Source organism: Actinomarinicola tropica, from assembly GCF_009650215.1.
GTDB classification, from domain to species: Bacteria; Actinomycetota; Acidimicrobiia; order Acidimicrobiales; family SKKL01; genus Actinomarinicola; species Actinomarinicola tropica.
In genome coordinates, this window is record NZ_CP045851.1 from 1871740 (window position 1) to 1896132 (window position 24393).

Consider the following 24393-nt stretch of genomic DNA (forward strand, 5'->3'; position numbering starts at 1 on the left):
GGCGTCCGATCAGTCGGCGACTTCGGCCACCCCCATCGACCGCAGCTGCTCGCGGATGCGCGCCGCCGCGACCTCTAGGTCCTCGCCGCTCGCCGAGCTGTCGGCGTTCGCGAAGTCGAGGTCGTGGACGCCACGGATCGGCACGAGGTGGATGTGGGTGTGCGGCACCTCGAGGCCTGCGAGCATCATGCCGACCTTCTCCGGGCCGAACGCGGCCTGGATCGCACGGCCGATCGTGTGGGACACCCCGGTGAGGTGCGCGAGGAGGTCGGGGTCCAGGTCGATCCAGTGATCGACCTCCTCGACCGGCACGACGAGGGTGTGACCCGGCTGCAGGGGAGCGATCGACATGAAGGCGACGGCCCGGTCGTCGCGCCAGACGAACCGCCCGGGGAGCTCGCCGTCGATGATGCGGGTGAAGATGGAGGCCATGGCGGGATCGTAGAGTGGGCCGGGTGACCGAACCCGCCGATGACGCCCTCCACCCTGCGCCGTCGGCCGCGGACCCCCTCGACGAGGACCGCGTCCTCACCGTCCCGAACCTCATCTCGGTGGTCCGGCTCCTGTGCGTGCCCCTGTTCCTGTGGCTCCTCTTCGCCCAGGAGGATCGTCTGGCCGCTGCCGTCCTGCTCGCCGTGCTCGGCGCGACGGACTGGGTCGACGGCTACATCGCCCGTCGCTTCCACCAGGTCTCGACCGTCGGCAAGGTGCTCGATCCCACCGCGGACCGCATCATGCTGCTCGTCGGCGTCGTGTCGATCGCCGTCGACGGCTCGGTCCCGTGGTGGCTGGGGGTGCTCACCCTCGTCCGGGAGGGCGCGGTGTCGCTGGCGGCGCTCGGCATGGCGGCGCTCGGCGCCCGGCGCATCGACGTCACGTGGTGGGGGAAGACCGGCACCTTCCTCCTCATGTTCAGCTATCCGCTGTTCCTGTCGTCGCACGCGGACTGGGCGCTCGCCGACCCGGCACGCGTCGCTGCGTGGGTCTGCGGCATCCCCGGCGTCGCCATCTCGTACTACTCGGCGGCGGGGTACGTGCCCGCGGCACGGGCGGCGCTCCGCACCGGGCGCGACGGCCGGCACCGCCACCTCGACGTCTGAGCGCCAGCGGGCCTCGACCTCCACTCGACGGTCAGGAACCGGTCGCCGGAACCGACGCGCCGCGGTAGCGTCTGGCCCCATGAACGTCCCCGAGGAGCTCCGGTACTCGTCCGACCACGAGTGGGTCCGGGTCGAGGACGGCCGACTGCGCATCGGCATCACCGACTACGCCCAGGACGCCCTCGGCGACGTCGTGTACGTCGACGTCCCCGAGGTCGGCCGCTCGGTCGACGCCGGCGAGTCGTTCAGCGAGGTCGAGTCCACCAAGTCGGTGTCCGACATCTACGCACCGCTCGCCGGCACGATCGTCGAGGTGAACGGCGACCTCGCCGACGCTCCCGAGCGACTCAACGACGATCCCTACGGCGACGGCTGGATCTGCGTGATCGAGCCGGCCGACGCCGCGGCCGTCGAGGGGCTCCTCGACGCCGCTGCCTACCGCGCGCTGATCGAGGGCTGAGGCGTGGCCGAGGTCGTGTGCGGAGCCTGCGGCCACCACAACGCGCTGGGCTCCAACTTCTGCTCGTCCTGCGGGGCGGCGCTCGACGAGCGCGGCGTCGACAGCACCACGATGTCCTTCCCGGTCGAGGAGCTCCCCAGCCAGGAGGAGGAGGGGCTCGACGAGGCGGAGCTGCCCCACGGCACCGGCATCCTGCTCGTCCGGCGAGGCCCGAAGGCCGGCTCCCGGTACCTGCTCGACAAGCCGGTCACCACGGTCGGCCGGCATCCCGAGAGCGACATCTTCCTCGACGACATCACCGTGTCCCGCCGCCACGCCGAGATCCGACGGGGTGAGTCGGGCTACACGGTCTCCGACGTCGGGTCGCTCAACGGGACCTACCTCAACCGCGAACGCATCGACGACGGTCCGCTCGTCGACGGCGACCTGCTCCAGGTCGGCAAGTTCAAGCTGATGTTCGTCTCGAGCGACTCGCCGGAGAGCGACGGGTGAGCGAGGCTCCCTCGGAGCGGACCCGCGCCCACCTCTCGATCGGGGAGGTCCTCAGCCTCCTCCAGGGCGAGTTCCCCGACATCACCATCTCGAAGATCCGGTTCCTGGAGAGCCAGGGGCTGCTCGACCCCGAGCGCACGCCGTCGGGCTACCGCAAGTTCTACGACGGCGACATCCGGCGGCTCCGCTGGATCCTCCACCAGCAGCGGGACAACTTCCTGCCGCTCAAGGTCATCAAGGAGCGCCTCGAGAGCGGCGACGTCGACGACCCGCCCGAGGAGGCGGGGCCGACCCCCGGCGGAGCCGAGGCCGACGGGCCGACGGGCGAGCTCGACCTGCCCGAGCCTCCGCCGTCGACGCCCACCGCGCCCGCTCCGGCGGCGGCCTCCGAGCCGACGCCCGAGCGACCGCGTCCCCGGGCCACCAGTGGCACCACCGACGCCGGTCGGGGCGCGGCGCGCGCCGCTCGCGAGGCCGTGCGGTCCGCACCGCTCGACCCCAACCCGGCCTCGGTCGCGCTCAGCCGCGAGGAGCTGGCCGAGGCGGCTGGCATCACGGTCGAGCAGGTCGCCGACCTCGAGCGGTTCGGCCTGCTGACCGGTCGCTCCATCGGCCCGACCACCCTGTTCGACGAGTCGGCGCTCGACGTCGCGCGCCTGGCGTCGGGGTTCATCCGCCACGGCGTCGAGGGGCGCCACCTGCGCATGTACCGCGTCGCCGCCGAGCGCGAGGCGTCGTTCTTCCAGCAGGTCGTGATGCCCCAGCTCAAGCAGCGCCACCCGGCTGCCCGCCAGCAGGCCATCGAGACCCTGGGCGAGCTGGCTGAGCTGGGGGAGGGCCTGCGGGCCGCCATGCTGCACCACGCCCTGCGCGACTACCTCGGCCCCACCTGATCGTGGGGAGCGTTCCCGTCCCCGGCCTGGTCCTCGGTCCCGAGGAGGTGCACCGCACCGTCCGGCGGCTGGCGGACGAGCTGTCGACGCGCCACGAGGACGGCACGGTGCTCGTCGCCGTGCTCAAGGGCAGCCTCCTGTTCATGGCCGACCTGGTCCGCGAGGTCCGCTTCGTGCCCGAGGTCGACTTCATGGCCGTGTCGCCCTACCCGTCGGGCGGCGGGCGGGTGCGGCTGGAGAAGGACCTCGAGATCGACATCGAGGGACGCGACGTCGTCCTCGTCGAGGACGTGGTCGACACCGGCCACAGCCTCACCCTCCTCCGCCACGAGCTCGAGCGCCGCGGACCGCGCTCGCTGTCGGTCTGCGCGATGGTCGACAAGCGCGCTCGACGTCTCGTCCCGGTCCCGATCGAGCACGTCGGCGTCTCGGTGTCCGCCGACTACGTCATCGGCTACGGGCTCGACTTCGCCGGCCGCTACCGGAACCTCGACCTCATCGCGTCCGCCGACCCCGCGGAGCTGGCCCGGGACCCGGACCGCTACCTCGCCTGGGCCTACGCGCGACGTCCGGCACGGCGGTAGGGTCACGTCGATGGTGGAGATGGAGCTCATCGGCGTACGGGTCGAGGTCCCCTCGAACGTGCCGATCGTCCTGCTGCGCGAGCGCGACGGCAGCCGCATGCTCCAGATCTTCATCGGCGGACCGGAGGCCACGGCGATCGCCGTGGCGCTCGAGGGCATCCAGCCCCGCCGGCCGCTCACCCACGACCTGGTCACGATCCTGCTCGAGGAGCTCGGCGCGGCGCTCGACCACGTCGTCGTCACCGAGGTCCGCGACGGCGTCTTCTACGCCGACCTGCACCTGCGGGTGGGCGACGGGACCAAGGTCGTCTCCTCACGCCCGTCCGACGCCATGGCCCTCGCGATCCGCGTCGACGCCCCGATCTACGCCTCCGACGAGGTGCTCGAGGAGGCCGGCTACGTCGAGGCCACCGGCGACGAGCCCGACGACGTCGTCGAGCAGTTCAAGGAGTTCATCGACAGCGTCAACCCCGACGACTTCGGGTCCTGATCCGCACGACCCGTTGACGGCGCGCGCGCCCGGTCGTACGCTCACCAGGTTCACATCGACGTAGTTACGCACCTGTGGTCCTCGTCAGCACCGGCTCGGCCGGGAGGGCCGGCGGTGTGCGATCCCGACGGGGAGACCACCACATGACCGAGTCCAAGCGCGATCGCGCGATGACCGAGGGCTTCTCGGGACGTCGCACGGCGGAGATCGTCGGCATCACCTACCGCCAGCTCGACTACTGGGCCCGCACCGACCTCGTGCGGCCCTCGCTCGCCGACGCCAACGGCAGCGGCAGCCGCCGGCGCTACTCCTACCGCGACCTGCTCGAGCTCAAGGTCATCAAGAGCCTGCTCGACGCCGGGATCCGGCTCGAGTCGGTGCGCGAGGCGTTCACCTACCTGCGCGAGCACCTCGGCGAGGACGTCACCACGGCCAACCTGGTCATCCGGGGGCCGAGCGTGCTCGTCTCCACCGACGAGGAGCTCGTCGACGTCCTCCGCAACGGCCAGGGCGTGCTCAACGTGCTGCCCCTCGGCGGCGTCAAGGACGAGGTCGACGCGGCCATCGTCGAGCTGCGGCCGCTGGCCCAGGAGGTCGCCGAGGGCATCGCCGGCCCCCGCGCCGTCGGCGACGCCTGAGCGCCGTCAGTCGAACAGGTCGGGCTCGGCCCGGGTGATCCACTCGTAGAGCGGCTGGAAGCTGAACCACCCGGCGCTGTCCGAGCCGACCTGACCGTGGGTGAGCCGGGCGTGCTCGGGGTCGATCGACACCGGGTCGCCGGCCGCCTCCGCGAGGAGCTGGGCCTGGCAGGTGCGCTCCATGGTGATGAACCACCACACGGCCTCGTCGACGGAGTGCCCGACGGTGAGGTTGCCGTGGTTGCGGAGGATCGCCGCCTTCTTCTCGCCGAGGGCGTGGGCGATGCGCTTGCCCTCCTCGACGTCGAGGACGACGCCGGTGAAGTCGTCGAACAGCGCGTGGTCCTCGAAGAACGCGCAGGAGTCCTGGGTGAGGGGATCGAGCTCGCGCCCGAGCGACGACCAGGCCTTGCCGTGCACCGAGTGGGCGTGGGCCGCCGCCACCACGTCGGGGCGGGCCGCGTGGACCTGCGAGTGGATGGCGAAGGCCGCCTGGTTCACGTGGTACTCGCCCTCGACCACCTCGCCCTGGTGGTTCACGCAGATGAGGTCCGACACCCGGATGAGGTTGAAGCTCATGCCGAAGGGGTTCACCCAGAAGCGATCGGTGTGCTCCGGGTCCCGGGCCGTGATGTGGCCGGCCACGCCCTCGCTGAAGCCGAAGCGGCCGAAGAGACGGAACGACGCGGCGAGGCGCTGCTTGAGGTGGAGCCGCTCCTGCTCGACGGAGTCGAACTGCGGGCGGGAGAACGGCAGCCGGAGCTCGGCCATGGTGCACCTCCAGGTGGGAACGCCGTCGCAGTGTAGAACCTGGCCCCGACCCCGGCGGGGGAGGGAACCGCTCGACCACCCCCGACGTCGAACTCCCATGCGACGCCTCCTCCTGCTGCCCCTCATCCTCGCCCTGCCCCTCGCCGCCTGTGGCGACGACGCCGATGGCGACGGTGCCGGCAGCGGATCCGGATCCTCGCCGGCGGTGACCGTCCCCGACCGGCCCGCGGAGGTCCGAGGCATCCTCGACGGCGGCGAGGGGACGTTCGCGCTGTCCGACGCCGACGACGCCTACTTCGAGGGCATGGCCCTGCTGCCGGCACGGGGCGACGCTCCGCCGGTCGTCGTGGACGACGCCGGGGTCGAGCTCGGCACGGGTGACCTGGCCGAGGGCATGCCCGTCGAGGTGTGGACCGAGGGTCCGTGCGCCGAGTCGTACCCGGTGCAGTGCCCGGTCCAGGCCCTCCGCGTCGACACCGCGGGCTGACCGCGACCGTCTCCTGCGGGGTGGCGCGTGCTCAGTCGCCCATGACGTCGGCGATCGTGGCCACGTCGGTCAGCGCCCGCACCGCAGCGTCGAGCAGGGGCAGCGCCAGGACGGCGCCGGTGCCCTCCCCGAGACGCATGTCGAGGTCGAGCACCGGCTCGAGGCCGAGCTCGTCGAGCGCGATGGTGGCTGCCGGCTCGGTCGATCGGTGCCCGGCGACGACGCGGTGGCGCACGCCGGGGAGGAGCCGCTCGGCCGCGAGCAGGGCGGCATCGGCGATCACGCCGTCGATGACGACGGGCACCCGCTGGGACGCGGCGGCCGCGACGAACCCCGCCATCGCTGCGATCTCCAACCCCCCGAGCGAGGCGAGCACGACGAGCGGGTCGTCACCCGGGTCGTGGCGGGACAGCCCGGATTCGATCGCGCCGACCTTGCGCGCCAGCGTCTCGTCGTCCGCGCCGGCGCCGCGACCGGTCACCTCGGCCGCCGACCGCCCGCAGTAGGCGGCGACGAGGGCGGATGCGGGCGTGGTGTTCCCGATCCCCATCTCCCCGGTCACCAGGCACCGCGCGCCGCCGGCGATCAGCTCGTCGGCGACCTCGGCGCCCACGTCGAGCGCGCGCGACACCTCGGCCAACGTCATCGCCGGCTCGACCGACAGGTCGCGGGTTCCACGGCGGATCGACCGATCGAGCACGCCGTCGACCGGGGCGGTCCGGTGGGCCACGCCGACGTCGACGACCACGACCTCCGCCTGTGCGGCCGCGGCCAGCGCCTGGACCGACGCCCGCCCCGACGCCATGACCCCCACCATGGTGGAGGTGATCTCCTGGGGCCAGGCGGTGACCCCCGCGGCGTGCACCCCGTGGTCGGCGGCGAACACCGCCACCGTCGCCGGAGCGGGGCGTGGGGGAGGGCAGGACCCGGCGATCGCCGCGAGGCGGGCGCCGAGCGCCTCGAGCCGCCCGAGCGAGCCGGTCGGCTTGGCGAGGGCGTCGAACCGCTCGCGCGCCGCTCGCGCCGACGGGTCGACCGTGGGGTCGGCCGGCTCCTCCCAGCTGCGGTGGATCGCGTCGAACCGGCCGCTCCCGTCGTCCAGCCACCGCTCGGCGGTGCTGCGGATGGTCGCGTCGACGAAGGCGAAGCAGGTGCCCGCCGCGTCGGCCGCGCCGCGGTCGACCACGGCGTCGCCGATGTACAGCGCGCGCGACGCATCGACGCCCAACCGGTCCAGCGCCGTGCGCAGCGAGCGCGGATCGGGCTTCGGGGCCCCGACGTCGACGCTCGTGACCACGACCTCCAGCAGCGCGTCGAGGCCGGTGGGGGCGAGGAGCCCACGGACGTCGCGCTCGGTCATGACCGACGTGTCGGTCACCGCGGCCAGGCGCAGGCCGGCGTCGCGGAGCGCCATGAGGTCAGCGAGGACCTCCGTTCGCAGCTGGACCTCGAGCTCATCGGTCGGGGTACCGGGCGGCGCGGCGTGGACGAGCGTGTCGCCCACGTCGAACACCACGGCGTCGAGGCGGTGACGGAGGGCGGTGAGATGGGTCATGGGTCCTCGCGCGGGGGGAGGGCGGACAGGAAGCGGTCGAGATCAGCGGGGCCGGGGATGCCGATGCGGACGGTGTCGGGCCAGCCGAAGCTGGTGCAGTCGCGCACCACGACGGCCCGTCGAGCGAGGGTCGCACGCAGTCCGGCAGCGCCCCGCACCAGGATCCACGGTGCATCCGCGGCGTCGACGTCCCAGCCGTGGGCGGCGACGGCGGTGGCCAGGGCCGTGCGCGCCGCGGCCACGCGCCGAGCCGTGTCGGCCAGGTCGAGGGCGTCGAGCGCGTCGTCCGCCACCTCGAGCGCCAGCGCGCCGACGGCCCACTCGGGCCGCAGCGCACGCAGCTGCTCGGCCGTCGACACGTCGGGTGCCAACACGTAGCCCAGCCGGAGGCCGGGGCAGGCCAGGAGCTTCGTGAGCGACCCGATGACGACGGCGCCGTTCCGGTGGTCGCCGCGGGTCCAGGTGCCGGTCGCGAGCGGCCAGTAGGCCTCGTCCCACACGGAGGCGAGGTCGTCGGGTCGGGCGAGCCGGCCCGAGGGGGAGTGGGGGTTCGACCGCCACCGAGGGGACCCGGGGTCGACGGAGCGGAGGTGCCGTCGGTAGCCGCTGAACTCCGGCTCGACGACGTGCCCGTCGGGCCGCGCCCAGGCGACGAGGGCGATCGCCTGGCTCGCGCCGGCGGTCAGCACGAGCAGGTCGGGATCGACCCCGAGGCGCGCTGCCAGCCTCTCCTCGGCGGGTGCCACGTCGCCGTAGCGCCGTGCCGCCGCAGCGTGCCGGACGACGAGGGCCTCGACGTCGGGGGCGACGGGGTTGAGCGAGGCGCTGAGGTCGAGGACCTGCTCGACGGGGACGCCCAGCCAGCGGGCGATCGCGGCACCGTCACCTCCGTGGGGCCCGGCCGCCGGGACGTCCCCGATCACCGCCCGAGGCGGGCCAGGCCGTAGCCGGCCAGTGCCGTGGCCAGCGCGGTGGTGACGTCGGCGGACAGCTCCACCGCCGCACGGATGTCGGCCGCAGCGGGCGCACGCCCCGAGCCGAGGAGGGGCCGATCCTCCACGCGCCCACCGGGGTACGGCGTGGGTCCGCCGAGCTGGAGGCCGAGCGCGGCGGCGAACGCGGCCTCGGCCACGCCGGCGTTCGGCGACGGGTGCGCCGGCGCGTCGCGGCGCACGGCACGCAGCACGGCGCGGGCCGCGTCGGGTCGAGCCGCGGCGACGAGCAGCGCCGTCGCGCGGGCGGGGACCCACGCCATCGCGTCGTCGAGCCGCGCCGCGACCCGGCCGAAGCGCTCGTAGCGCTCGGTCCTGTACCCGACCATCGAGTCCATCGTGTCGACGGCCCGGTGCACGAGCACCCCGGTCGGTCCGGCCGCGGCCGCCCACATCGCAGGGGCCACGACGGCGTCGACGGTGTTCTCGGCGACGGACTCGACGACCGCCCGGGCCACGCCGCTCGTGTCGAGCGCAGCCGGATCCCGCCCGACGAGCGACGGCAGCAGGTCCCGCGCGCCGTCGAGGTCGTCGTCCTCCAGCCGGTCGGCGACGTCGATGGCCACCTCGTGCAGCTGGTGGCCTCCCGTCGCCAGCCACGTGGCGAGGATGGTGGAGCGGAGGGGGACCGCGGCGGCCGCCCCGAGCGCCACGCCCGCCGCGGTGTACCGGGCACCGGCGCCGACGTCGTCGGCGTGGAGGCGACGTTCGAGCCGGCCCATGGCCGTGCCGAACAGCGACAGCGGATGGGGCACCCAACTCGGGTGGCGGACGACGCCGTCGGCCAGGAGGCCGATCGCCGCTCCCCGGGCGTGTCGGCCCCTCACCAGCGGGCCGCCAGGACGAGGAGGCCGGCCGACTCGCCGACGAGGCCCGCGGCGCCGAGCACGTCGCCGGTGAAGCCGCCGATGCGCCGCGCCGCCAGGGACATGACGAGCGCCGCGCCCGCAGCGAGGGCGACGAGAGCGGCGGCGCCGGGCAGACCGGACCCGACGAGGACGAGCGCGAGGGCCGTCACCGCGCCGAGGAGCCCCACGCTGGCAGCGGACCCGCCGAGGAACGCGTCGGCGATCCCGGAGGCGCGGGCGTAGGGGCGCGTGCGGGCGATCACAGCCATCGCCGTCCTCGACCCGCACCAGAGGCCGGCGATGGTGAGCGGGCGAGGGTCGACGGCCGCGAACCCCCCGACGCGGACGAGGGTGGTGGTGGCGAGGGCCATGACCCCGAAGGTACCCACGTCCGGCTGCCGCATGATCGCCAGGCGTCGCTCGCGATCGGCGTGGGGGAGCAGCCCGTCGGCGCTGTCGGCCAGGCCGTCGTGGTGCAGAGCGCCCGTCAGGACGAGGTCGGCGAGGACGGCGACGACCGCGGCGAGCAGCGGGGGCCAGAGCTGGTCGGCACCCCACCAGGCGAGCCCGACGCCGGCACCGATCGCGGCGCCGACGACGGGGAACCAACCCAGCGCGGACGGCGTCGGCGTGGCTGCTCGCCCGACGACGGTGAGGAAGCTGGCGGCCGTCCGGAACCCACCCGCGTCGAGGGAGCGGCTCACGGCGCCTCGAGGCGCAGGACGCGCCCGGCCACGACGAGCAGCGACTCGTCGGCCGCCGCGGCCAGGGCCTGGTTCAGCGCCCCGAGCGCGTCGCGGAAGCGTCGTCCGGCGGCGGTCTCGGGGTGCACGCCCATGCCGACCTCGTCGGAGACGAGCACGACGGGCTCGCTGCGGCGGCGGAGCGCGGCGACCAGCCCGTCGGTGTCGACCTCCATGTCGGGCCGGGCGGCGACCCACGGTCCGAGCGCGTCGACGAGCACGGTGCCGGGGGTGGTGGCGAGCACCTCGGCGAGGTCGAACGGGGGCTCGACGGTGTGCCACGTCGCGGACCGGCGGGCGCGGTGCGCCTCCAGTCGGGCCGCCAGATCCGCGTCGTCGTCGGACGGGACCATGGTGGCCACGTAGGTGACGGGACCGCCGTCGGCGAGCACGTGGGCCCGCTGCTCGGCGACCGCGGACTTGCCCGAGCGGGCGCCGCCGAGGACGAGGACGATCACGGGAGGTCCGCGTCCTGGGTGGCGAGGCCCTCCGTCACGGCCACGTGCACGGCGCGGGCGATGCGGGCACCCCACACGGACCGTGGTCCGCCGTAGGGCTGGGCCGCTCCCTCGGTCGGGCAGAGGATGCAGACGGCGTCGGTGGGCGTGCCCGTCCCGGCCCACCCCGCCTCGGCCATGGCCTGCGACTTGGCCTCCGTGGCCGTCGCGACGGCGTTGACGAGCGCCGCGTCGGACATCCGCACCGGCAGATCGACCACCACGTTGATGGTGCCGACGGCGACGGCGCCCTCGGCGTGCCAATCGGGGCTCGGGGCCGCGGCCCACGACGGCTCCTCGACGCCGACGGTCGCCCGGACGGTGACGCCGCCGTCCACGGTCGTGACCATGCGCCGGACGTCGACGGCGGTCATCAGCCCGACGCCGGGCCCGTCGAGACCGACCTCGAGGGCCAGCTCCGCGAGGTGCACCTCCGGGTCGTCACGGCTGTAGCCCCGGTGCACGGTCGCGTTGAGGATCCAGTGGCGGAGGCCGAGCCCCCCGCCGAGCGTCGCCGACGACACGGCCCACCGTGGCGCGTCGGGTCGGAGGACGACGACGGGCAGCCGGTGCCCACCCTCCTCGCGCTCGAACCAGTCGGTCACCATGTGTCGCAGACGGTAGCGGGGCCCCGCGGCGCGGCTCGACAGCGACCGACCGGTGGGGTTGCATGGGCCCATGGGAGACGGGGGATCGTCGCAGGCCGTGCCGTCCGCGCCGACGCGCGTCGGGCCCGACGTCGACGTCGCCACGGTGGTCGCCGGCCTTCGCGAGCACGGGTACGTCGTCGTCGAGCGGTTCCTCGACGACGAGCGGGTGGCGGCGATCCGCGACGCCCTGGCTCCGGTGCTCGCGACCACGCCGGAGGGCCGCAACGACTTCGAGGGCTTCGCGACGAAGCGCATCTACGCCCTGTTCGCCAAGACCCGGGCGTTCGACGACCTGGCGATCCACCCCCTGGTGCTCGGGGTGGTCGACGCGATCCTCGAGCACCACCAGCTGAGCGCTCCGACCGGCATCGAGATCGGTCCCGGGTCGCCCGCACAGCCGCTGCACCGCGACGACCAGATCTACCCGCTGCCCGACCCGCATCGCGAGTTCGTCGTCAACACCATGTGGGCCCTCGAGGACTTCACCGCCGAGAACGGCGCCACGCTCCTCGTGCCCGGCAGCCACGGCGGCCAGCCGCGACCCGACGAGCCGCCGATCCCCGCGGAGATGCCCGCCGGCTCGGTCATGTTCTACCTGGGTAGCCTCTGGCACGGCGGCGGTGCGAACACGACCGGCGCGCCACGACTCGGCGTGATCCTCGAGTACGCGTGGGCGTACCTCCGGGCCCAGGAGAACCACCTCCTCGCCGTGCCGCGCGAGGTCGCGGCCGCCCTCCCGCCCCGGCTCCAGGAGCTGCTCGGCTACGGCATCTGCCCGCCCTTCGTCGGCTACGTCGACGGTCGACACCCGCGGCGGGTCCTGCAGGGCTGACCTCGGGTGGCAGACTCGGCTCGTCCGACCAGGGGGAGACCGAGGACATGGCATCGACCGACCCGACCGCGCCCGACTTCGAGTACGACGAGCTCGCCTACCTGCGGGAGAACGCCGAGGAGGTCGGGCTCCCGTGGTCCGGGCCGCCGACGGTGGAGCGGGTCGAGGTCGCCGTCGCCGGCTCCCGCTGCGTGAGCGCCCTCCGGTGGGGGAGCGGGCCGATCGAGCTCGTGCTCGTGCACGGATCGGCCCAGAACGCCCACACCTGGGACACCGTGGCCCTCGCGCTCGGGCGACCGCTGCTCGCCGTCGACCTCCCGGGCCACGGTCACTCCGACTGGCGCGACGACTTCGGGTACCGACCTCACCAGCTCGCCGACGACCTGGCCGTGGTGCTCGAGGAGCTCTGCGAGGAACCCGTCGTCGTCGTCGGCATGTCCCTCGGCGGTGCGACCGTGAGCTCGCTCGCGGCGCGGCGCCCCGACCTCGTCCGGCGGGTCGTCGCCGTCGACATCACGCCCAACCCGAGCAGCGAGGCGGTGAAGGACATCCACGACTTCATCGCCGGGCCCCAGAGCTTCCCGAGCTTCGCGGAGATCCTCGAGCGCACCGTGCAGTACAACCCCACCCGTTCCGAGACCTCGCTGCGTCGGGGCATCGTGCACAACGCGCGCCGTGCCGACGACGGCTCCTGGCAGTGGCGCTACGACCGCCGGGACCGCGCCGACGCACCGGAGGTCGAGCGGCCCGACCCGTGGGAGGAGATCGAGTCGATCGTCGCGCCGTACCTGCTCGTGCGGGGCGGGGCGAAGGGCTCGGTGGTGACCGACGAGGGCGTCGACGAGCTGCTGCGGCGCCGTCCCGGCACCGAGGTGGTCGTCGTGCCCGACGCCGGCCACTCGATCCAGGGGGACCAGCCGCTCGAGCTGGCCCGGATCATCGATCGCTTCGCCCACGGCGACGGCTGAGCCGCAGGTCGCCGTCGACGGCCCGATCAGGCGTCGATGTCGTCGACGGTGACCTCGTGGAGGAGCGGCTCGCCGCCGACGTAGCGCCGGACGTTCTCGACGAACGCCTCGGCCGCACGGCGCCGTCGCCCGTCGCCCAGGGCCGAGGAATGGGGTGTGACGACGACCTTCGGGTGGTCCCAGAGCGGGTCGTCGGCGGGCAGCGGCTCGGTCTCGGTGACGTCGAGGACCGCCCGGGCGAGCTGGCCCTCGTCGAGGGCGGGGAGGAGGGCGCCCTCGTCGACGAGCGCGCCCCTGCCGACGTTGACGAGCACGGCGTCGGCGCGCATGTGACGCAGGAAGTCCTCGTCGACGAGGTGGACGGTGCCGGCGTTGGCCGGGGTCGCCAGCACCACCACGTGCGACTCGGGCAGCAGCCCCGGCACCTCGTCGGGTCGGGCCATGGCGTCGACGGGCTCGTCGCCGACGGGGGAGCGGCGCACCCCGGTCACGTGGGCGCCGAAGGCCCGGGCCCGCACGGCGACCTCGCGGCCGATCGTGCCGAGGCCGATCACCAGCCACCGGGTGGACCCCATCTCCACGAGCTCGTGGGGATCCCACTCGTGGCGTGCCGCGGCGGCCCGCCACGCATCGGCGTCCTGCAGGTGGTCGAGCGCGGCGCGCAGCACGAAGTCGGCGATCGGTGGCCCGGCGATGTGGGAGGCGGTGAGCCGCACGCCGCGGCGGACGAGCTCGCCGAACACCGGTGCGTCGAAGCCCGCCGCCGAGGACTGGAGCCACCGCAGCGACGACGAGCGGGTGACGAGGCCGAAGAACGGTCGCATCGGTCCGCCGTCGACGAGGTCGGTGGTCATCCACGCCACCTCCGGCGTCGCGGTGCGGATGTCGAGCTCCTCGCCGCTGGACTCGTCGCGCAGCGTGCCGTCGTCGCCCAGGCACAGCCAGCGTGCGGAGGGCGCGGCCTCGTCGAGGACGCTGCGGTGGAGCGAGCGGGCGGCGGCGGTGAGGAAGACGTCCATCCGGTGAGTCTGCCGGACGATCTGCCAGACTCCCGGCCATGGGCTGGGCGGTTGCGGGGCTGGTCGCGTCGTTGGTGGCCGTCGTGGTCGGCGGCGGCTTCGGCTACGCGATGTGGCGGCGGTTGTGGGACATCGCCGACACCCCGACCTCCGACGCCGCCCACGTCTTCGTCGGGACGAACGAGCTCCGTGGACGGGCCGCGCCGCTCGACCGGCCGATCGTCGCGCCCTACGCCGGCGTCGAGTGCGTCTGGTTCCGGTCGCTGCTCGAGCGCGAGGAGCGCGACGCCGAGGGTCGGCGCCGCTGGCGGACCGTGCACGACGAGTCCTCCGCTGCGCCCTTCTGGATCGAGGACGACTCCGGCCGGGTGCTGATCCGACCCGAGGGGGCGTCGGTGTACGCGACCGAGCGGCGACGGGCATCGCACGCCGGGCGACCGTCCCGGACGACCGGGCTCGACCTGCTGGCGCGGCTGGCCGCGGAGGACCACGGGCTGACGATCGCTGCGACAGGTTCCCTCGACGCTCACCGCTCGACCGAGTGGCTGATCCGGCCCGGCGAGGCGATCTACGTCCTCGGCGAGGCGACGCTGCGCGACGACGCCGTGGCGCTGGAGTTCCGCCGCCGACCCCTCATCGCCGCCGGCGACGAGGACGCCGCGCTGCGACGGACCGCGCTGCAGGCGGTCGCCCTGCTGGTCATGCTCCTGGCCGGCGTGGTCGGTGCGGTCGTCGCCGCCCACGCCCTCGGCGTCCTCGGCGACGCACCGGTCACCGAGGGTCGAGGGATCGCCTGGGACGCGGCGGTGCCCGACGCGCTCGTCGGGGTCGCGGCCGTCCTCGTCGTGCTGCCCGTGTCCTACGTCGTCCGCCTCCGCAACCGCCTGGTCGACGTGCACCAACGGGCTCGGGCGGCATGGGCGCTCGTCGAGGTGCAGCTCCGGCGTCGCCACGACCTCGTCCCGCAGGTGACGTCGGTGGTGCGGGCCGCGATGGACGCCGAGCAGGCGGCCCTGCTCGCGGCGGCGCGCACGCCGGAGGAGGAGGGGGTGGCGGCCGACGCGCTCCTCGCGCTGGCCGAGTCCCACCCCGAGCTGCGCACGGATGCTCACGCCGGTGCGCTGTTCGACGATCTCCGGCGGACCGAGGACGGCCTGGCCGCGGCCCGCACCTTCTACAACGACGCCGTCACGGTTCTGCGGGATCGCCGCCAGCAGATGCCCGGCCGGCTGCTGGCGTGGTCCGTCCCCGGTGACGAGCTCAGGCTCTGGGGCGCGTCGGAGCCCCCGGCGCGACCGGCCCAGGCGCCTCCACCTGCGCTCGAGGGCGACCCGACCTCGACCTCGACCTCAGGTGAGGGGTGAGGGCACCGCCGACATCGAGTCGAGGTGGCCGGTGTCGTTGTAGCGCCGGATGATCCAGCGCTGCTCGGTGATGACCAGGTGGTGGATCGACCCGTTGTCGGCGCCGGTGAAGGCGAACGGGCGGGAGCTGGCGGCGTGGGCGAGGAGGGCGCCGATGATGCCGCCGTGGACCACCGCGACGACCTGCTGGTCCGGGTGGGCGGCGCAGATCCTCTCGATGGCACCGACGGCCCGGTCCCGCAGGGCGTCGTTCGACTCGGCACCGGGGATGGCGTCCCAGCGCTCCTCGCGGAACATCGTCTCGGCGATCGGATCCCGGGCGGCGATGCGCTCGCGGTAGAGACCGCCCTCCCAGTCGCCGAGGAACACCTCCCGCAGCTCGGGCTCGACGATCGGCTCGATCCCGAGGCGCGTGGCGAGGGGCGCGGCCGTCTGGTGGGTGCGCTGGAGGGTCGTGACGTAGATCGCGGCGATGTCCTCGTGGACCAACCGGTCGCCGACCCGCTCGGCCTGCCACCGCCCGAGCTCGGAGAGCGCCGGGTCGCCGTGGCCGTCGACCAGCTCGAACCGCGTTCCGGGGACGTGGGGCGCCGACTCGCCGTGGCGGACGAGGATCAGCTGGGTCGCACCGGGCGGCGGGGTGAAGCGGTACTGGCGGATCTCGGCGGTCTCGTTCTGCGGCTCGGCGTCGGACAACGGGGCTCCTCTGGTCGGTCGCGCCGACGGTACCAACGCCGGTGGGCCCGAGCCCGGCGTCGGGGTGGCGCCCTCGTGGCGCTCGGGTGAACGGGCCTCAGCGCGCCACCGGCATCGCCGGGTTCGTCCCCTCGCCGAGGAGGAGGTAGCCCGCCGGCGCGGACAGGATCGCCAGCGCCTCGCCGTAGACGTCGACGGTGGACGGAAGGCGGCACGGGTCCCGTCCGAGGAGGGCGTCGGCGAGCGACTCGTCGTCGCCCACGGTCCACCACAGCACGTCCGACGGGGTGCGCAGGGCGACCGCGTGGCCATCGGGTGCGACGTCGCCCGCGAGCACGGGAGCGAGGAGGCCGAGGGAGAGGGTGCCGGCGACCTCCATGGTGTGGACGGTGCCGTCGTCGGCGAGCGCGACCCCCGCGGCGACGAGGACCTCCGCATCGCCGGCGAGGTCCTTGGTGACGACGACCAGATCGCCGCTCCTCGGGTCGACGAGCAGGGCCTCGGCGTTGGTCGGCGTCGGCAGCCGCAGCTCGATCGTGGCATCGGGCGGACCGGTGCCCGACGTGGCCGGCTCGGCGAGGCGGTGCACGACGACGCTCGTGCGGACCCTGCGGTTGTCGCCGATGTCGCCGACGAGGAGCGCCGGGGGAGAGGGGAGCGCGGCGATGTCCTCCCAGTCGACGGCGTCGACGCCGTCGAGCTGCCAGGTGGCCTCGGTGGCGCCGCCGAGGGTCAGCTGGTGCAGCACGGGCGCGGTGCCCGAGTCCTCGTGCACCCAGACCCGATCGGGCGTCGTGGGGCTGGCCACCGCACCGGAGATCTCGGTGAGCGCCGGATCGGCCACGGTGGCGAACGGCCGTCCGAGCGCCAGGTCCGGACAGGGCAGGGCATCGGCGGTGGGTGTCGGCACCGCATCGGCCGTCGGGGTCGGAGCGACCGTGGTCTGATCCGAGGTCGGGACGACGTCGGTGGTCGACGAGGCCGTGCACGCCGCGGCCCCTACGGCGAGCGCCACGAGGAGCGCACGGGCGCACCTCGGCGAGCCGGCCATCCGGCGATGCTAGAACGGCAGGAGCCGACCAGGGGAGTGGCCGTGATCGAGAACCGGGTGACCGAGATGCTGGGCGTCGAGGTGCCGATCGTGCAGGCGCCGATGGGCTGGATCGCCCGCGCCCAGCTGGCCTCGGCGGTCTCCAACGCCGGCGGCATGGGCATCATCGAGACCTCGTCGGGGGAGCTCGACGCCGTCCGGGCCGAGATCGAGAAGATGCGCGACCTCACCGACAAGCCCTTCGGCGTGAACGTGGCGCAGGCGTTCGTGCGGGACCCGAAGATCGTCGACTTCGTCATCGACCAGGGCGTGCGGTTCGTGACGACCTCGGCTGGTGATCCGACGCGCTACACCGCCCAGCTGAAGGACGCGGGCCTGACCGTGTTCCACGTCGTGCCCACCCTCAAGGGCGCGTTGAAGGCGGTCGAGGCCGGCGTGGACGGGCTCATCGTCGAGGGTGGCGAGGGCGGCGGCTTCAAGAACCCCCGCGACGTCGCCCTGATGGTGCTCCTGCCGCTCGTGCGCTCCCAGGTGGACGTGCCGATCATCGCCGCCGGCGGCATCGTCGACGGTCCCACGATGGCGGCCGCGTTCGCGCTCGGCGCCGAGGGCGTGCAGATGGGCACGCGCATGGTGTCGGCGGCGGAGTCGCCGGTGCACGAGAACTGGAAGCAGGCCATCGTCGACGCCGCCGAGACCGACACGGTGTTCCTCAACCGCTTCGCCAGCCCGGGCCTACGGGCCCTGCGCACCGAGCGCACGACGCGCCTCGAGCGGGAGGAGAAGGTGAGCATGGCCGAGTTCGCCACTGTCGCCGACCTGTACTTCGGCGGGGACATGGAGGCGTCGATCGCCCTCGGCGGTCAGGTCGTCGGCCGCATCGACGAGGTGAAGCCCGTCGCCGAGATCATCGCCGAGACCGTCGCCGGCTTCCACGAGACGATCGGGGCACTGGGCCAGCAGTACCCGTCGGGCTGAGGCTCTGCTGGTCGAGCCGGAGGCTGGTCGAGCCGGAGGCTGGTCGAACCGCGGGCTGGCCGGGGGCCGTCCTCGCCGAGTCCCAGGCCAACTTTACAGAACATGCATTATCGGCGGCTGGTGCGGACCCCGCCGGGTGGGGGCAGCGTCGCCCGGAGCCAGTGCGCCAACAGCGGATCGACCACCCGCCAGGCGCCGTCCGACGTGCGCTCGAGCAGCGCGTCGGCGGTGAGAGCGCCGACCGCGCCCTGGACGCTCGACCGTGCCAGGCCCAGCGTGCGCTCCGCTGCACGGGCGTACGGCGAGCCGTAGCCCGCCACGGCCCGGAGCGTGTCCCGGTGCGTCCGGTCGAGCCCGTCGACCGTGGCCCGATGCTCGGCCTCGGTGCGTGCGTGTGCGGCCTCGAGCGCCGCGCCGGCGACCTCGGCGTCGGCCGCGCCGCCCGGATCGACGAGCTCCCACATGAGGTGGGCGACGAGCATCAGCCGCTGCGGGTGGCCCTCGGTGGCGTGGGCGACGATCTCGCCGCCGGGACCGGCGTCGTCGCCGGTGGCGGCGAACCCGTCCTCGACGATGCCGGCGGCGGTGTCCACGTCGAACCGCTCGACCTCGATGATCTCCGCCTGGGCGTAGAACGGGCGGGTCCGGTCCTCGAACAGCGCCCGCATCAGGGAGGGCCGGGACCCGGCGAACAGGACCGCGACCTCGCGGGCGTGCTGCAGGTGGGTGCGCAGGACGGCGTCGAGGTGCTCGACCCGCGCCACGTCCTGGAACTCGTCGAGCACGAGCAGGAGCCCACCTCGCTGCTCCGAGACGGCGACGAGCGTGTCGAGCAGGGCGTGGAGCACCGCCGACGCGTCCGGAGCGTCCCGTTGGCCGAAGCGGACCTTGAACCCGACGCCCGGGGTGATCGAGAGGCCGAGCTCGCTCGGCGCCAGCAGCCGCGACGCCAGGCGCCGGGCCGGGCCGCGCAGCCCGGACATGGCCGTCTCGAGGCGGACGGCGAACTCGCCCAGGGAGGCCAGCCCGAAGCAGTCGACGGTGACGACGTCGACGGCGTCGACCTGCTCGGCGATCTGGGCCACCCGCCCGAGGATCGACGTCTTGCCGAACCTGCGGGGCCCCGCCACGGCCACGATGTGGCGGGCGCGCACCGCGCCGACGAGCCGGTCGACGAGCGCGTCGCGACCGGTGACGTCCTCGGGCCGCAGGGGGCGCACGTACTCGAACGGGTTCCTGTCGGCGTCCACGGCTCCCCTCCCTCCCGGCGCCGCGCATGCAGTGCGCGCGGTACGTACCAAATTGGTACGGTGCGAGCATACCAATGGGCGGCGGACGGAACCGCCTGCGGGCGCGGCTAGCGTCTGCACACATGCCGCGAAGGATCGAGGTCGAGCTCACCAGCGCCCGAGAGGACGGTACCTGGACCTGGCGCGCCGCCGGCGCCCGCCAGCCCAAGGGCACCCTCGACGGCGGCCTGCTGCACGAGGGCGCCAAGGTCGGTGACGTCGTGCGCGCCGATGCCGACTTCGACATCGACGGGATCACGATCACGAGCGTCCTCGCACCACGCGCCGAGCGCCACGAGCCCGACCGCATCGAGGTGATCGGGCGGCCCCTGGCCGACGACCAGCTCGTCACGTCCACCCTGGCACCGAAGCGCCGGGACGACCGGCGGGGTCGTGGCCGTCGGCGCGACGGCGACGACGGCGCAGACCGCGGCGACCGTGGCGACCGGCCCCGGCGCGAGCGCGGCCGATCGGGCCGCTCCGCCGACGATCGTCCCCGCGGCGAACGGCGCCCCCGGCCCGAGCCGGCGCCCGCCAAGCCCAAGCCCAAGCGCCTGCGACCGGGGCGCACCCACCGCAGCGCCGTCCTCGAGGGCCTCCCCGAGGAGGAGCGTCCCATCGCCGAGCAGGTGCTCCGCGGCGGGATCCCGGCCGTCCGCCAGGCGGTCGACAAGCAGAACGAGCAGGCCCGTGCCGACGGCCGTCCCGAGGTGAAGGCCGAGCCGCTGGTCGCCATCGCCGAGCGGCTCCTCCCCCGCCTGCGCGCCGCCGAGTGGCGCGACCGCGCCGATGCCGCGCTGGGTTCCCTCGAGGAGCTCGACCTGCGGGACCTGCGGTCGGTGGTCGTCGCCGCCGACACCGGCGCGCGCGACGACGAGGCACGCCAGGTGGCCGACCAGCTCCGCGAGGGACTGAACCGCCGGGTCGAGGCCGAGCACGCGGCGTGGCTCGCCGAGATGAGCGAGACGCTGCGCGACGGTCGCGTCGTGCGGGCCCTCCGGCTCAGCTCCCGGCCGCCGAAGGCCGGCGCGCCGCTGCCCGCCGAGCTCGCCACCTCCCTCGCCACGGCGGCGGGTGAGGCGCTCGGCTCCGAGGTCACCCAGGAGCGCTGGGCCACCGTGCTCGACGCCGTCGCCTACTCCCCCGTCCGCCAGCAGGTCGTCCCTGCCGCCGTCCCGGCCGAGCCCGGCGACGCGCTGATGGCGGCGGTCCGCAAGCTCGCCTCGCGCACCCCGCAGATCGCCACGCTGTTCGGCGTCCAACCGACCGCTCGCAGCCGGCGCGGCGGCCGCGGTGGCGGTGGCGGCCGTGCCGTCCCACCGCCGCCTCCCGCCGACACACCGCCGGCCGCAACGCCGGCCTCGCCGCCCGCCGCCGCATCCGACGTCGCCGAGCCGGAGGCCAGCGCCCCCGAGCCCGAGCCCACGGCCCCCGTCGAGGAGCAGGCGTCGACGGCGGAGGATGCTCCCGCCGAGGCCTCGGCGGCCGCGGCCGAGGTGGCCGTGGCGATCGAGACCGCGGTCGAGGAGGCCGAGGCCCCCTCGACCGACGAGGATCAGCCGAGCAGCTGACCCCGCGCGGCGCGGACGACGTCGGCCGGCTCCGCCGCCACCTCGTCGCCAGGGTGCTCGCCCACCCGTGGGTTCCACCCGGCCCAGACGAAGCGGCACCCGACCGCGTCGGCCGCCCGACGGTCGTGGTCGGTGTCGCCGACGAACACCACCGTCTCGGCGTCGAGCCCGAGGGCATCGAGCACCGGCGGGAGCTCCTTCGGTCCGGCGAAGGCGTCGGCGAAGAGCGCGACCTCGGGCCGCCACCCGAGGGCGTCGAGCTCGCGCGGGCCGACCTCGGCCCGCTTGTTCGAGCAGACGGCCCACCGCCCGATCTCGGCCAGCATCTCCTCGACGCCCGGGAACGCCACCACCGCCGTCGGGTCGTAGGCCGCCAGGTAGTCCTCGACCGCGACGCCGAGGCGGGCGCACTCCGCGGCGAGGACGTGGCCGTGGGTGATGTCCTCGGGTGCGACGCCGCACGCGACCCAGGCGGCGTCGAGTGCGGCATCGGAGTCGACGAGGGTCCCGTCGAGGTCGAAGACGACGGCGGCGGCGGGGCGCAGGTCCATGGCGGCCGATGATCGCACGCCCCGGGCCCGTCGAATTGCTGATACCCAATGTCCGAGCGCGGTGCTGACCCGGACTAGGGTGCCCGGCATGATCGACGTCGAGGTGCGCGGCCACACCGCGCTCATCACCATCAACCGTCCCGAGGCCCGCAACGCGGTCAACGCCGCCGTCGCATCAGGCATCGAGGAGGCGATCGACCGCGTCGAGGGCGACGACGACATCTGGATCTCCGTCCTCGCCGGCGCGGGACCGGTCTTCTGCGCCGGCGCCGACCTGAAGGAGATCGCGAGCGGCAACGCCGGCGGGCTCAACACGTCGCGAGGCGGCTTCGCCGGGATCGTGAGCCGCGAGCGGACCAAGCCGGTGATCGCCGCCGTCGACGGTCCCGCCCTCGCCGGCGGCACCGAGATCGTGCTCGCCTGCGACCTCGTCGTCGCCTCCCGCTCGGCCCGCTTCGGCGTGCCCGAGGTGAAGCGTTCGCTCGTCGCCGCCGCAGGCGGCCTCTTCCGGTTGGCCCAGAAGCTGCCCCAGAACGTGGCCACCGAGCTGGTGCTCACCGGTGACCCCATCGAGGCCGAGCGCGCCCACCACTTCGGGCTGGTCAACGTCCTCTGCGACGACGGATCCGCGCTCGACACCGCGATGGAGCTCGCCGGCCGCATCGAGGCCAACGCGCCGCTCGCGGTGCGCGAGAGCCTCGGCGTGATGAAGGAGAGCCGCGGCGCCGACGACGCCACCGGCTTCCGGCTCTCGGGAGAGGCCTTCGCCCGCCTCGTGAACACCGAGGACTACGCCGAAGGTCCGCGGGCCTTCATCGAGAAGCGAGCCCCGGAGTGGAAGGGCCGGTAGCCCCTGCCGCCGATCGACGCGGCGTGGCCCGGCCCGCTCAAAGGAGCCGGTCGAGCACGCCGACGTCGATGAGGAACTGACCGAGGCCGTCGACGAGTCGCCGCTCGCCGACCTCGGAGAGACCGACCCACTCGGCCTCGGCGGCGTCGTCGCCGGGCACCGGTTCGATCGGGTCGAGCGTCGTCACCCAGAAGTCGAGGATGACGAAGTGGCGGTCGTCGTCGATGCGCTCCACCCACCCGGCGAGGTCGCCGCACAGGCCCTGGACGCCGGTCTCCTCCGCCAGCTCCCGCAGGACGGCCTCGGGGAGGGTCTCCCCTGGCTCCACCCGGCCCCCGGGCACGGACCACTCCCCCGCTGCCGGGCCGTGCCCCCGCCGGACGAGCAGGAGCCGGCCGTCGTCGACGACGAGCGCGCCGACGCACAGCTCGACCGCCGTCGGCGTCGTCACACCGGCCCCTCCCCGGTGTCGACCTCGGGTGCGAGCGGTCGGTGGACGACGATCGCACGGGCGACGAGGCCGAAGCTCTCGAAGAAGTTCTTGGTAGCACGGTTGCCCGGCAGGGCCACCGAGTCGATGCCGATGCAGCCCTGGGCCGTCGCCCACTCCACGACCTGGTCCATCATCGCCTCGCCCACCCCGACCCCGCGGGCGTCGGGCTCGACGTAGAGGTCGTCGAGGACCGCGAGCGCACCACCGTCGCGCAGCCGCTCGATGCGGACCGCGGCGTAGCCGATGGTGGTGCCGTCGACCTCGCCGACGACGAGGAGCTGGTCCGGGTCGTCGAGAGCGGAGGCCAGCTCACCGTCGACCGGCAGGCTCCGGGCCGTCTGGCGCGCCCAGATCTCTCCGCCGCGCATCGGGGTGAGCTCCTCGATGACCGCTGCGGCTAGCTCGGCGATGCGGGGCAGGTCCTCGGGGCGTGCCGGGCGCGCGGACTCCACCGATCAGCTGGCCTGGAGCTGGGCGATGCGACTGAGGATCGTCATCCGACCTCGGTGGGCACGCTCGTAGGCCTGGACCGCGGCGAGCTCGTCCTCGGCCAGGTCGTCGAGCCGGGGCACCACCTGGGACGCCGAGAGGTTGTCGTAGTCGGGGATGGCGAGCTCCTCCGCGTCGGGCGCGGCGTCCGGGACGACCGTGAGGTGGGTGGCCTCCTCTGGCTCGCTCGGAGCGGTCGTCGGAGGCCCGTCCGCCGGCGCGTCGGTCGTGGGCGGAGGCGTGGTCGGGCCCGCCATCGGCGCTCCCGCGGCGCGGGCCGCGGCGACGAGGAGGTCCCCGACGACGTCCTGCACCTCGCCGGCGAGGCGCACCGCCTCGGTACGACCGCGCGCCAGGGCGAGCTTGCCGATGACGCGTGCGTTGGCGACGTCCTGGCGCCCCTTCGCCGCCAGCTCCTCCACGGCCTCGGGACCGTGCAGCGCCGCGCCGATCGGGGCGTAGACGACGGTGTCGAGCAGCACCGCCAGCGGGTCGCGCTCCTCGCTCACGTCAGACGCAGTCCTTGCAGTACATGAGGTCGGCGTCGGCGAGCTGGCTCGGGTGCTTCACGAGGAAGCAGGACTGGCAGACGAACTCGCCGGGACGCTTCGGCTGGATCCGGCTGGACCCCTCGCTGCTGGTGTCGACCTCGACGGTCTCCTCCTCGTCCTCCTCGTCCTCGTCGTCGGACGCCGCGATGCGGTCCTTCAGGATGGCGTCGAGGTCGGCTTCGACGTCGTCGGGATCGAGCTCCTCGTCGTCGTCCTCGTCCTCCTCCTCGTCACCCTTGCGGGGACGACGGCGGGCGGCCGTCTCGACGGCCTCCTCCTCGTCCTCCTCGTCCTCGTCCTCGGTGTCGTCGGACCCGTCGGCGAGGTCGTCGTCGAGATCGTCGTCGAGGTCTTCGTCGAGGTCCTCCTCGTCGGAGATGTCCTCGTCGAACTCCTCGTCGATCTCTTCCTCGATCAGGTCGTCGTCAGCCATGTGGTCCTCGGGACAGGGGGTGGGGGGACGGTGGGAGCGGTCGCGGGCGGATCATAGG

The 24393-nt window shown here is 74.2% G+C and carries 31 protein-coding genes and 1 pseudogene; 14 read left to right on the plus strand and 18 right to left on the minus strand.

Annotated features, from left to right (window positions below):
* Nucleotides 1-9: 9 nt before the first annotated feature.
* Nucleotides 10-432, minus strand: coding sequence for an HIT family protein (locus GH723_RS09190; protein ID WP_153759360.1), 423 nt, complete (start codon nt 430-432; stop codon nt 10-12).
* Between the two features lie 23 nt (nt 433-455).
* Here GH723_RS09190 and GH723_RS09195 point away from each other — a divergent pair, with 23 nt between their 5' ends.
* The 7 genes from GH723_RS09195 (at nt 456) to GH723_RS09225 (ending at nt 4657) form a co-directional block, all read left to right on the plus strand.
* A complete protein-coding gene (locus GH723_RS09195) occupies nt 456-1100 on the plus strand; it encodes a CDP-alcohol phosphatidyltransferase family protein (protein WP_195210208.1) in 645 nt (214 codons plus the stop codon).
* A gap of 79 nt (nt 1101-1179) precedes the next feature.
* A complete protein-coding gene (gene gcvH / locus GH723_RS09200; protein WP_153759362.1) occupies nt 1180-1560 on the plus strand; it encodes a glycine cleavage system protein GcvH in 381 nt (126 codons plus the stop codon).
* A gap of 3 nt (nt 1561-1563) precedes the next feature.
* Entirely contained in the window at nt 1564-2052 is a 489-nt protein-coding gene (locus tag GH723_RS09205; RefSeq protein WP_153759363.1) for an FHA domain-containing protein, read from the plus strand.
* Complete coding sequence (gene ftsR / locus GH723_RS09210) at nt 2049-2945, plus strand: transcriptional regulator FtsR (RefSeq protein ID WP_153759364.1); 897 nt, start codon at nt 2049-2051, stop codon at nt 2943-2945. The genes GH723_RS09205 and ftsR overlap by 4 nt, the downstream gene beginning before the upstream one ends.
* Nucleotides 2946-2947: 2 nt before the next feature.
* On the plus strand, nt 2948-3529 hold the full coding sequence (gene hpt, locus GH723_RS09215; RefSeq protein ID WP_195210209.1) for a hypoxanthine phosphoribosyltransferase: 582 nt from the start codon (nt 2948-2950) through the stop codon (nt 3527-3529).
* A 10-nt stretch (nt 3530-3539) separates the two neighbouring features.
* Nucleotides 3540-4019, plus strand: a complete 480-nt coding sequence (locus GH723_RS09220; RefSeq protein ID WP_153759366.1) for a bifunctional nuclease family protein — start codon at nt 3540-3542, stop codon at nt 4017-4019.
* Nucleotides 4020-4162: 143 nt separating this feature from the next.
* Nucleotides 4163-4657 (plus strand): MerR family transcriptional regulator, encoded by a 495-nt coding sequence (locus tag GH723_RS09225; protein WP_153759367.1) that lies wholly within the window; start codon nt 4163-4165, stop codon nt 4655-4657.
* A 6-nt stretch (nt 4658-4663) separates the two neighbouring features.
* Here the strand turns inward: GH723_RS09225 and GH723_RS09230 are convergent, their stop codons facing one another.
* Nucleotides 4664-5428 carry a class II aldolase/adducin family protein gene (locus GH723_RS09230; RefSeq protein ID WP_153759368.1) on the minus strand — a complete coding sequence of 255 codons (765 nt, stop codon included), beginning with the start codon at nt 5426-5428 and terminating at the stop codon, nt 4664-4666.
* Between the two features lie 97 nt (nt 5429-5525).
* On the opposite strand from GH723_RS09230, the gene GH723_RS09235 reads away from it, so the two are divergent.
* Nucleotides 5526-5915 carry a hypothetical protein gene (locus GH723_RS09235; RefSeq protein ID WP_153759369.1) on the plus strand — a complete coding sequence of 130 codons (390 nt, stop codon included), beginning with the start codon at nt 5526-5528 and terminating at the stop codon, nt 5913-5915.
* A gap of 31 nt (nt 5916-5946) precedes the next feature.
* Here GH723_RS09235 and cobT read toward each other — a convergent pair whose 3' ends face one another.
* The 7 genes and pseudogenes from cobT to GH723_RS09265 form a co-directional block, all read right to left on the minus strand.
* Nucleotides 5947-6987, minus strand: a complete 1041-nt coding sequence (gene cobT, locus GH723_RS09240; RefSeq protein WP_407650244.1) for a nicotinate-nucleotide--dimethylbenzimidazole phosphoribosyltransferase — start codon at nt 6985-6987, stop codon at nt 5947-5949.
* A 72-nt stretch (nt 6988-7059) separates the two neighbouring features.
* Nucleotides 7060-7470: pseudogene (locus GH723_RS19230) on the minus strand (HAD family hydrolase); the annotation flags it as partial.
* Nucleotides 7467-8393: an aminotransferase class I/II-fold pyridoxal phosphate-dependent enzyme gene (locus tag GH723_RS09245; protein WP_153759371.1), complete on the minus strand. Its 927-nt coding sequence runs from the start codon at nt 8391-8393 to the stop codon at nt 7467-7469. The pseudogene GH723_RS19230 and the gene GH723_RS09245, both read right to left, overlap by 4 nt.
* The gene (locus GH723_RS09250; RefSeq protein WP_229022748.1) at nt 8390-9289 is read right to left on the minus strand and encodes a CobD/CbiB family cobalamin biosynthesis protein; all 900 of its coding nucleotides are present in this window, start codon (nt 9287-9289) and stop codon (nt 8390-8392) included. Before GH723_RS09250 ends, GH723_RS09245 begins: the two co-directional genes overlap by 4 nt.
* Nucleotides 9286-10014, minus strand: a complete 729-nt coding sequence (locus GH723_RS09255) for an adenosylcobinamide-GDP ribazoletransferase (protein ID WP_153759372.1) — start codon at nt 10012-10014, stop codon at nt 9286-9288. The genes GH723_RS09250 and GH723_RS09255 overlap by 4 nt, the downstream gene beginning before the upstream one ends.
* Nucleotides 10011-10511: a bifunctional adenosylcobinamide kinase/adenosylcobinamide-phosphate guanylyltransferase gene (locus tag GH723_RS09260; RefSeq protein WP_153759373.1), complete on the minus strand. Its 501-nt coding sequence runs from the start codon at nt 10509-10511 to the stop codon at nt 10011-10013. The genes GH723_RS09255 and GH723_RS09260 overlap by 4 nt, the downstream gene beginning before the upstream one ends.
* Entirely contained in the window at nt 10508-11158 is a 651-nt protein-coding gene (locus tag GH723_RS09265; RefSeq protein WP_153759374.1) for an adenosylcobinamide amidohydrolase, read from the minus strand. Before GH723_RS09265 ends, GH723_RS09260 begins: the two co-directional genes overlap by 4 nt.
* A 70-nt stretch (nt 11159-11228) precedes the next feature.
* Here GH723_RS09265 and GH723_RS09270 point away from each other — a divergent pair, with 70 nt between their 5' ends.
* On the plus strand, nt 11229-12032 hold the full coding sequence (locus GH723_RS09270; protein WP_153759375.1) for a phytanoyl-CoA dioxygenase family protein: 804 nt from the start codon (nt 11229-11231) through the stop codon (nt 12030-12032).
* Between the two features lie 47 nt (nt 12033-12079).
* Nucleotides 12080-13000 (plus strand): alpha/beta fold hydrolase, encoded by a 921-nt coding sequence (locus GH723_RS09275; protein ID WP_153759376.1) that lies wholly within the window; start codon nt 12080-12082, stop codon nt 12998-13000.
* 26 nt (nt 13001-13026) lie between these two features.
* On the opposite strand, the gene GH723_RS09280 is transcribed toward GH723_RS09275, so the two are convergent.
* On the minus strand, nt 13027-14019 hold the full coding sequence (locus GH723_RS09280) for a D-2-hydroxyacid dehydrogenase (protein ID WP_153759377.1): 993 nt from the start codon (nt 14017-14019) through the stop codon (nt 13027-13029).
* 38 nt (nt 14020-14057) lie between these two features.
* On the opposite strand from GH723_RS09280, the gene GH723_RS09285 reads away from it, so the two are divergent.
* Nucleotides 14058-15383: a LemA family protein gene (locus GH723_RS09285; RefSeq protein ID WP_153759378.1), complete on the plus strand. Its 1326-nt coding sequence runs from the start codon at nt 14058-14060 to the stop codon at nt 15381-15383.
* On the opposite strand, the gene GH723_RS09290 is transcribed toward GH723_RS09285, so the two are convergent.
* Nucleotides 15369-16079, minus strand: a complete 711-nt coding sequence (locus GH723_RS09290) for a histidine phosphatase family protein (RefSeq protein ID WP_229022749.1) — start codon at nt 16077-16079, stop codon at nt 15369-15371. The two genes, GH723_RS09285 and GH723_RS09290, sit on opposite strands and share 15 nt — an antisense overlap.
* Before the next feature lie 97 nt (nt 16080-16176).
* Nucleotides 16177-17130 carry a hypothetical protein gene (locus GH723_RS18800; protein ID WP_229022750.1) on the minus strand — a complete coding sequence of 318 codons (954 nt, stop codon included), beginning with the start codon at nt 17128-17130 and terminating at the stop codon, nt 16177-16179.
* Nucleotides 17131-17172: 42 nt separating this feature from the next.
* Between GH723_RS18800 and GH723_RS09295 the strand changes: the two genes are divergently transcribed.
* The gene (locus GH723_RS09295) at nt 17173-18108 is read left to right on the plus strand and encodes an NAD(P)H-dependent flavin oxidoreductase (protein WP_195210210.1); all 936 of its coding nucleotides are present in this window, start codon (nt 17173-17175) and stop codon (nt 18106-18108) included.
* Between the two features lie 107 nt (nt 18109-18215).
* Here the strand turns inward: GH723_RS09295 and GH723_RS09300 are convergent, their stop codons facing one another.
* Entirely contained in the window at nt 18216-19358 is a 1143-nt protein-coding gene (locus tag GH723_RS09300) for an ATP-binding protein (protein ID WP_195210211.1), read from the minus strand.
* A gap of 122 nt (nt 19359-19480) precedes the next feature.
* Here GH723_RS09300 and GH723_RS09305 point away from each other — a divergent pair, with 122 nt between their 5' ends.
* Complete coding sequence (locus GH723_RS09305) at nt 19481-20968, plus strand: hypothetical protein (RefSeq protein WP_153759382.1); 1488 nt, start codon at nt 19481-19483, stop codon at nt 20966-20968.
* Here GH723_RS09305 and GH723_RS09310 read toward each other — a convergent pair.
* Nucleotides 20953-21519: an HAD family hydrolase gene (locus tag GH723_RS09310; RefSeq protein WP_195210212.1), complete on the minus strand. Its 567-nt coding sequence runs from the start codon at nt 21517-21519 to the stop codon at nt 20953-20955. The genes GH723_RS09305 and GH723_RS09310 overlap by 16 nt on opposite strands.
* An 88-nt stretch (nt 21520-21607) precedes the next feature.
* Here GH723_RS09310 and GH723_RS09315 point away from each other — a divergent pair, with 88 nt between their 5' ends.
* Nucleotides 21608-22369, plus strand: a complete 762-nt coding sequence (locus GH723_RS09315; protein WP_153759384.1) for a crotonase/enoyl-CoA hydratase family protein — start codon at nt 21608-21610, stop codon at nt 22367-22369.
* Between the two features lie 37 nt (nt 22370-22406).
* Here GH723_RS09315 and GH723_RS09320 read toward each other — a convergent pair whose 3' ends face one another.
* From GH723_RS09320 to GH723_RS09335, 4 genes are read right to left on the minus strand one after another with little or no spacing between them, the layout of a single operon-like run.
* Entirely contained in the window at nt 22407-22820 is a 414-nt protein-coding gene (locus GH723_RS09320; protein ID WP_153759385.1) for an NUDIX hydrolase, read from the minus strand.
* Complete coding sequence (locus GH723_RS09325) at nt 22817-23314, minus strand: GNAT family N-acetyltransferase (RefSeq protein ID WP_153759386.1); 498 nt, start codon at nt 23312-23314, stop codon at nt 22817-22819. Before GH723_RS09325 ends, GH723_RS09320 begins: the two co-directional genes overlap by 4 nt.
* 3 nt (nt 23315-23317) lie before the next feature.
* Entirely contained in the window at nt 23318-23860 is a 543-nt protein-coding gene (locus GH723_RS09330; RefSeq protein WP_153759387.1) for a hypothetical protein, read from the minus strand.
* 1 nt (nt 23861) lies between these two features.
* Entirely contained in the window at nt 23862-24335 is a 474-nt protein-coding gene (locus GH723_RS09335; RefSeq protein ID WP_153759388.1) for a DUF4193 family protein, read from the minus strand.
* Nucleotides 24336-24393 lie beyond the last annotated feature (58 nt).